This window comes from Methylophaga sp. UBA1464, assembly GCF_002325665.1.
Lineage (GTDB): Bacteria > Pseudomonadota > Gammaproteobacteria > Nitrosococcales > Methylophagaceae > Methylophaga.
Genome location: NZ_DCSO01000096.1, coordinates 46,523 through 54,086 on the forward strand (window position 1 = coordinate 46,523; position 7,564 = coordinate 54,086).

At 45.5% G+C, this 7,564-nt stretch carries 9 protein-coding genes; 5 read left to right on the top strand and 4 right to left on the bottom strand.

Annotated features, from left to right (window positions below; genetic code table 11):
- The 4 genes from B3O33_RS13300 to B3O33_RS13315 form a co-directional block, all read right to left on the bottom strand.
- Nucleotides 1–191 (bottom strand): YjbQ family protein (locus tag B3O33_RS13300; protein ID WP_292363804.1); only part of this gene is annotated, 191 nt, incomplete at its 3' end.
- A complete protein-coding gene (locus tag B3O33_RS13305) occupies nt 188–1,234 on the bottom strand; it encodes an anthranilate phosphoribosyltransferase (protein ID WP_292359556.1) in 1,047 nt (348 codons plus the stop codon). The genes B3O33_RS13305 and B3O33_RS13300, both read right to left, overlap by 4 nt.
- A complete protein-coding gene (ligA, locus tag B3O33_RS13310; RefSeq protein ID WP_292359558.1) occupies nt 1,235–3,247 on the bottom strand; it encodes an NAD-dependent DNA ligase LigA in 2,013 nt (670 codons plus the stop codon).
- Entirely contained in the window at nt 3,231–3,977 is a 747-nt protein-coding gene (locus B3O33_RS13315) for a cell division protein ZipA C-terminal FtsZ-binding domain-containing protein (RefSeq protein WP_292359560.1), read from the bottom strand. Before B3O33_RS13315 ends, ligA begins: the two co-directional genes overlap by 17 nt.
- A 60-nt stretch (nt 3,978–4,037) precedes the next feature.
- Here B3O33_RS13315 and queF point away from each other — a divergent pair, with 60 nt between their 5' ends.
- From queF to B3O33_RS13340, 5 genes are all read left to right on the top strand, one after another.
- Nucleotides 4,038–4,427 carry a preQ(1) synthase gene (queF, locus tag B3O33_RS13320; protein WP_292359561.1) on the top strand — a complete coding sequence of 130 codons (390 nt, stop codon included), beginning with the start codon at nt 4,038–4,040 and terminating at the stop codon, nt 4,425–4,427.
- A gap of 2 nt (nt 4,428–4,429) precedes the next feature.
- On the top strand, nt 4,430–4,921 hold the full coding sequence (locus B3O33_RS13325; protein WP_292363805.1) for an FGGY family carbohydrate kinase: 492 nt from the start codon (nt 4,430–4,432) through the stop codon (nt 4,919–4,921).
- A gap of 133 nt (nt 4,922–5,054) precedes the next feature.
- A complete protein-coding gene (locus tag B3O33_RS13330) occupies nt 5,055–5,708 on the top strand; it encodes an FGGY-family carbohydrate kinase (protein ID WP_292363806.1) in 654 nt (217 codons plus the stop codon).
- Between the two features lie 11 nt (nt 5,709–5,719).
- A complete protein-coding gene (gene cysZ / locus B3O33_RS13335; protein ID WP_292359565.1) occupies nt 5,720–6,472 on the top strand; it encodes a sulfate transporter CysZ in 753 nt (250 codons plus the stop codon).
- A gap of 486 nt (nt 6,473–6,958) precedes the next feature.
- Nucleotides 6,959–7,564: TonB-dependent receptor plug domain-containing protein (locus B3O33_RS13340; protein ID WP_292363807.1), on the top strand; the 606-nt coding region annotated here is incomplete at its 3' end.

Sequence of the window (7,564 nt, forward strand, 5' to 3'; positions counted from 1 at the left end):
GTTTCCAGATCACGTCTGACATCCGGATCGGCATTTTCACAAATCATCAACGATGCACTGGTATGTTGAACAAACACATGGCATGTGCCGGTTGTAATACCCGATGCTGACACAATTTTGGTCACATCATCGCTGATATTCAGCGTGCTGCGACCATTCATTTCAAATTGTAATTGCTGTTGCAGAATCATTTTGTTTGCCCTTTTTGAAATGTAGCAAAGGCTTTACCCGAGTCCAGAACGTTTCTGACTAAATCGCCGGCTTTAGACTGACCACTGACGAGTCCACAATGCCAGATAGCCATCGCTGCCCCGTAAACCAGCAGATCGTAAGCCACACCTTTTTCACCCTGTAATGCTGCCAGACCACGTTGGGCAGATTCGGCGGCCGTCAGTTTTTCCAGTTCAGGCATCACCCCACGGGTTTGTTGATCTACACCAAAAGCCTGTGGATCTAATGCGCAGGGTTTTAATGCGCCATCTATCAGTAAAAAATTATCAGATGATTCACGTAGCGTCGGCACAATGCCACCTTCCAGGCCACGTACAATCAATGCACTGTCAAAACCACTCTGCTTTGCCAGATACGCCAGAACCGGAGGATAGGCTTTATGCACAAAGCCAATTTGCAAATGCGTTTTTTTAGCCTTAACCGGCATCACCAGTTTTTCCAGCGTAGCCAGACTGGGGCGTTTAATCATTAATCGACGTAAATCCTGTAAAGCAAACAAGCTGGGCGTAGTAATTGCCTGATCCAGATAGGCCCAACCTATATCAGCATCATTTAATTGCTTGACTGCTTCAGCGACACTGAGTCGGATATTGACCCCAGCGGCTTCGAGAACCTGTGCATGGGTGACACCGAATTTCGGTGCCATTTCATAGACACCTTGTGATAAGGCCGGTAATCCACACGCGGCCATTACCGAAGGTAAAAATGCCGCAATCGGACAATGTCGGCTGAAACCATTAAACGGATCGGAAAGCAGCATGACATTTTCAACATCTAATGGCTGCTGACCGGTGACTTCCTGCATGGCCAGTAATAAGCCCAGATTTTCCTCATCGGTCTCACGTTTCATGCGCAATGCAATCAACATCACTGCCATTCGCACCGGATCAACCTTTCCGGACAGAATCTCCAGCATCGCCTCGCGACTCTCCTCCAGACTGAGATCTTTACTCAGATGGGGGCCGGTAGCGACTTTTTTGATGGCATCGGCAACTGCACTCATTTAATTAATCCACTGTATTAAGGTCGCTTCATCGACCACTTCAATCCCGAGGGATTGGGCTTTATTCAATTTTGAACCGGCATCTCTTCCGGCAACCACATAATCGGTTTTGGCAGACACGCTGCCAGCCACTTTGGCACCTAATGCTAATAATTTCTCTTTGGCTTCACTGCGTGACAGGTTTTCCAGCGTGCCTGTCAATACAACGGTTTTACCAGTTAATTCCGAATCAGCGTAAACCGGTTTTTCTTCTGGCCAGCTCACTCCAGCATCCAACAGCCGCTGGATCACATCAAGATTATGTTCCTGACGGAAAAAGGTATAAATATGGTGAGCAACGACCGGCCCCACATCTTCAATTTCAATTAATTCGTCTTCTTTGGCTGTGGTTAATTTGTCTAATTTGACAAAGTGTAATGCCAATGATCGCGCAGTGGCTTCCCCCACTTCCCGAATACCTAATGCATATAAAAAACGTGCAAAACGGGTATTTTTTGCATGGTTTAATGCATTCACCAGGTTTTCGGCTGATTTGTCGCCCATACGATCCAATGCTGAAAACTGTGCTTTGGTCAGATAAAACAAATCGGCTGGATCTTTGATTAATTCTGCATCGACCAGTTGTTCAACAATCTTATCGCCCAGGCCATCAATATCCAGCGCTTTACGTGAAGCAAAATGTTTAATAGCTTCCTTGCGTTGTGCGCCACAGAATAATCCACCACTGCAACGGGCTACTGCCTCGCCTTCAACCCGTTCAACTTCGGCACCGCAAACCGGACACTGGCTGGGCATCACAAATTCGACAGCATTGTCAGGACGTTTGTCTTTGACTACCTGAACCACTTCTGGAATAACATCCCCTGCCCGTCGAATAATGACTGTATCGCCGATGCGAACATCCTTACGGCGAACTTCATCTTCATTATGCAGGGTAGCATTACTCACTGTAACGCCTCCGACAAAAACTGGCTGTAATCGAGCAACCGGCGTTAACGCACCGGTACGACCCACCTGTACTTCAATATCCAGAACCTGAGTGCTTTCTTCCTGCGCCGGAAATTTATAGGCAATGGCCCAGCGCGGTGCGCGTGAAACAAAACCCAGACGGTCCTGCAACCGACTGTCATCAACCTTGAATACCACACCATCAATATCGTAAGACAGGCTGGCACGCCGTTCGCCAATTTGATGCAGATATTCCAGACATTCATCCACACCCTGCAGCTGTTTGGTATCAGGGCACACTGCCCCACCCCATTTTTTAATAATCTGCATGGCTTCGGTATGACTGGCCGGGCGTTCCATGCCCTCGATTTCGCCAAGTCCATAACAGAACAACGCCAAAGGACGGCTGGCTGTTACAGATGAATCAAGTTGTCTTAATGAACCTGCAGCAGCATTGCGTGGATTCACAAACAATTTTTCATTGTTTGCCAAACGCTGTTGATTCAGCTTTTCGAAACCTGCTTTTGGCATATAGATTTCACCACGTATTTCAACCACTTGCGGAACATTGTTACCATGAAGTTTTAAAGGTATATTCCGGATAGTGCGAACATTTTCGGTAACATCCTCCCCTACCGCACCATCCCCACGGGTGGCTGCCTGTACCAGTAAACCATTTTCATAACGAATGCTGATGGCAAGACCATCGAGTTTTGGTTCGGCAGCATAGGTAATCACCGCATCGGTATTCAAACGATCACGCACCCGCTGGTTAAAAGCTGTTAATTCCGCTTCGTCAAATACATTATCCAGCGATAACATCGGCATCGCATGGGTAACTTGTGTGAATTTATTTAACGGTGCTGAACCGACACGCTGTGTGGGCGAATCAGGCGTGACTAATACGGGATACTTGGTTTCCAGCTGTTTTAATTCGGCAAATAAGCGGTCATATTCAGCGTCAGTTACTTCCGGATCATCAGCGCTGTAATACAGGAAATTATAACGGTTGATTAAATCTCGAAGTTGTTGTGCCCGTTCACTGATTTCAGGTGAAATCGTCATCAGATTTATTGCCTGCCTGCAAAGATAAATTTAACTCAAAAATCCGGTTGCGAATGGCTTCCAAATGCTTGTCAGTTATCGGTTCACGCTTTTCATCACAAAGAATCCCCCCCAGATAGGCGGTTAATTGCTGAGCGGCATCAAGCATGGAATCAAATACGGTCAAACCATTTACCGGACCGGGAAGTCTTGCAAACACTAATAAACCGGGTGTTTTCATCGAAATCAGCTGATCCGGCAATAAAGTGCCGGGATCGAGAATATTGGCGACGCTGAAAAGTGTTTGGCGTCGATTATTCACGGTATAACGATGATAAATCTGCATATCACCAAAATGCATTTCCTGCTGATCCAGCGCAGATTTGATTGCGCGACCGGTAAACATCTGTGATTCCGGAGCCATTATGGTCAGCGCAACCACCATTTCCCAATCTGGTGCTTCGTCAGCCTCTTCATCATCGAACTCGTCTTCATCCGACTCAACGGCTACATTAGGATCTTCGGCTTGATCCGAATCCAACCGCACTTTGGGTCCGTCGGATAAATCCACGGTATCTTGCGCAAATACCGAATCAAATCGCGCGTGAAAATCACTATTATCAGCTTCATCGAAGCGATCCAGTTCGCGCTCAAATTCCTGGGCACGCTGCTGTTGCCGCGAATGGGTATACCAGCCGCCGATAACCAGCGCCACTAAAACAACTACAGACAGGAGAATGATTTCAAACACTTAATTAAATCTGCCAACTCAGGGATAATAACGGTTTTATAAACCTCTCAGAGATTACCTATGTCTACGCTACCAAGCAAACAACTGGAAACCTTCGATAACGCCGTACCGGAGCGGGATTATACCATCCACATCGAAACACCTGAATTTACTTGTCTGTGTCCGAAAACCGGTCAACCGGATTTTGCCACGATTAAGATCGATTATGTACCGGATCTGAAATGCGTCGAGCTGAAATCCCTGAAACTGTATTTCTGGTCGTATCGTGAAGAAGGCGGTTTTCATGAAAAACTGACCAACCAAATTCTCACCGATCTGGTCGCGGCAACTGATCCCCGGTTTATGCGGGTAACCGGTATTTTCAATGTACGTGGCGGTGTCTACACCAATGTGGTTGCTGAATATCGTAAAGAAGGTTGGGTTGCACCAACACCTGTTCAGCTTCCATAAAGATGCGCAACAGCGCATGGATTGGCATTGATTTCGGCACCTCCGGGTGCCGGGTTTGCGCCATTGATAAATCGGGGGCTATTCTCGCCCAAACCGAACTGACACTCCCCGCATCTCCGCAGCCCTATCCTTCCGCAAAACAACAATCTCACTTTGTTTTTGCCACTTTAAAAAACCTGTTATGTCAGATTCCCGATGTTGAAGTTGAGTCCATTGTTATTGATGCTACATCAGGTTCAGTCATGTTGTGCGATCTACAGGGACGTCCACTTAGTGAGATGTTGATGTATAACGATCAACGCGCCATAAATGCAAGTCAGCAAATTGACAAAACGGCACCAGCTGACTCAGCAGCGCACGGTCCCGGCAGCGGACTGGCAAAATTACTGTACCTCCAGAGAACCTTGGCCTTACCGGAAAAATACTATTTAGCACACCAGGCGGACTGGCTGGCANNTTCAATTAGGAGCCAAACCGGGCACCACCGATTATAACAATGCATTAAAGTCAGGGTTTGATATCGTAAACAATCAATGGCCGAGCTGGATAGAATCGCTTACTTCAACTGACGTTTTACCCAATGTCGTTACACCTGGCACGGTGATTGGCAAACTGTCGGAATCATCGATGCAAAAAATTGGGCTGAAACAGTCTTTTTCACCGATTCTTAAAGCCGGTACAACGGATAGTCTTGCCGCATTTATCGCAACAGGTGCAAATGCGATTGGCGAAGCTGTTACCTCTCTGGGTTCCACGCTGGTATTGAAACTTATCTGCCAGAAACCGGTATTTGATGCAAAGCGAGGAATTTACAGCCATAAACTGGGCAAATTCTGGCTTTGTGGTGGCGCATCCAATTCTGGCGGTGCAGTATTAAGACATTTTTTTAATAATGAGCAACTGAGAACGTTAAGTCAGAAAATTGATTTACAACAGTCACCACCCGATTATTATCCGCTGCTTAAGTCCGGAGAACGCTTTCCAATAGCGGATGCAGACTACCCGCCAAGAATGCAGCCACGCCCAGCGGAAGATCATGTGTTTTTATATGGGTTGCTGGCTGGTATCGCCAGTATAGAAAAAGCTGGATACGATTGTTTGCAACAGCTCAGTGAGTCAAAATTAATATCCATTCGCAGTGTTGGTGGTGGTTCAGATAATTCTGTATGGACCCGATTACGTCAATCTTTATTACGGGTGTCATTTAAACAAACCCACCAAACCGATGCAGCTTATGGCAGTGCATTACTCGCTAGAGACGGCCTCAGGTTATTTGAATAAGGTATTGATAAATGGGTGATTTCATTCAAGGCTCGCGTTATTTATTAAGTGGATTCAAACTCATAAATCAACCCGGTGTACGCCGTTTTGCCTATATCCCTATATTCATTAATACGCTACTGTTTGCCGGTGCAATCTGGTTTGGTATCACTCAGTTTGAAGACTGGATGACCCAATTGACACCGACCTGGTTACCGGAATGGTTATCCAATGCATTGATGTGGATTCTCTGGCCATTGTTTGCGATCTTGATTGTGTTAATGGTGTTTTTCACTTTTTCCATTCTCGCCAATATTGTTGCCGCACCGTTTAATGGATTGTTAGCTGAAGCGGTTGAAAAACGACTTTCCAATCAACCACCGCCAGAACAAACGCTCTTGCAATTAATCGCCGATACGCCGCGAATGATTTTCAATGAATTACGTAAACTGGTTTATTTGCTGAAGTGGATGATTCCATTATTCATCCTTTCATGGATACCAGGCATTAATCTGATTGCGCCCTTGTTATGGCTGTTTTTTTCCAGCTGGACACTGGCGCTTGATTACCATGACTACCCGTTAGGAAATCATCTGATGGGGTTTAAACAACAGCGTGAACTGCTCAGAACCAAACGTTCATTAGCTTTAGGGTTCGGCATGACAACGCTGGGAGCAACCATGATTCCGGTAGTGAACTTTCTGATTATCCCGGTGGCTGTTGCTGGTGCAACAGCACTTTATGTCGGGCGTTTAAAAAGCCTTACAAAAATACATCAACAGTAATTAACCGTCAGCCCACATGCGCAAAAGTTTGTGTTAATACCAACCTGATAACGAGTGGATCGTTGCCACTTCGGTATTTGATCAACGTTTGATTTTCAACTCCTGCATTAGATACCTTCTTCGCTGAATATTCGCATCCAGCCATTATTTTCAATTGTTCGATGTAAATCTGCAAAAGCCTGCTTTAGCTAATCACTGAACTCCCCCTAACGGTGAATGAAAAATCCCACATTTAAATGAAAACTTCTTGACAGGATAATAAGAACTATTATTATTCGCCTTTACATTTATTTACATAATCATGAATTCGACGTTTTAACTAAAAAATCGAATGCGTACTGAACTCCACCATCGAACAGACATTAGCGACATTCATATTTTGTGTAAGAAACAAACACGAATGAACACGAAGTTTTTCAGAGACGTTACAACGCAATTCTTATGCTGATCGTCACGTTTCAATATTTAAACCATTAAGGAAGGAACATGAGATTAAAACCACTGTATGTTATGCAGGTATTGGCAATCGCCAGTATTCCAATTTCAGCAAGTGCCGAAACACAAACCAGCACACAATTTAAAATGCCTGCAATGCAAGTTGTCGGTTCAGACGAGGATAGTATTTCACGTCAGACCGGTGCAGTAATCATCATTGATCGTGAAGAAATTGAACGTATTCAGCCAACGTCTACAGAAGACGTTTTACGTCGTGTACCGGGTATTAACGTCAAGACTGAAGAAGAGTCAGCTGTAGTCAGCAATGTGGGTATTCGCGGCCTTTCAGCCAGTGAATCGAAATCGTTGATTCTGGAAGATGGTGTACCTGTTGCACCTGGTTTATTTATCGGTAATGAACGTTATTTCAATCCTCGCATTCAGCGTATGGAAGGCATTGAAATACTGAAAGGCTCTTCATCTCTGCGTTATGGCCCTTCCACAATTGGCGGTGTTATCAACTATCAGACTAAAACTCCCGATGACGGTGTTCATGTTTCTACCCGGATTGGCTCATTTAATACCCGTGAAGCAACATTAGAAGCCGGTGGTCGCACAGAGTCAGGTGATGCTTTTGCCGGTGTAGTAGCTACCCGC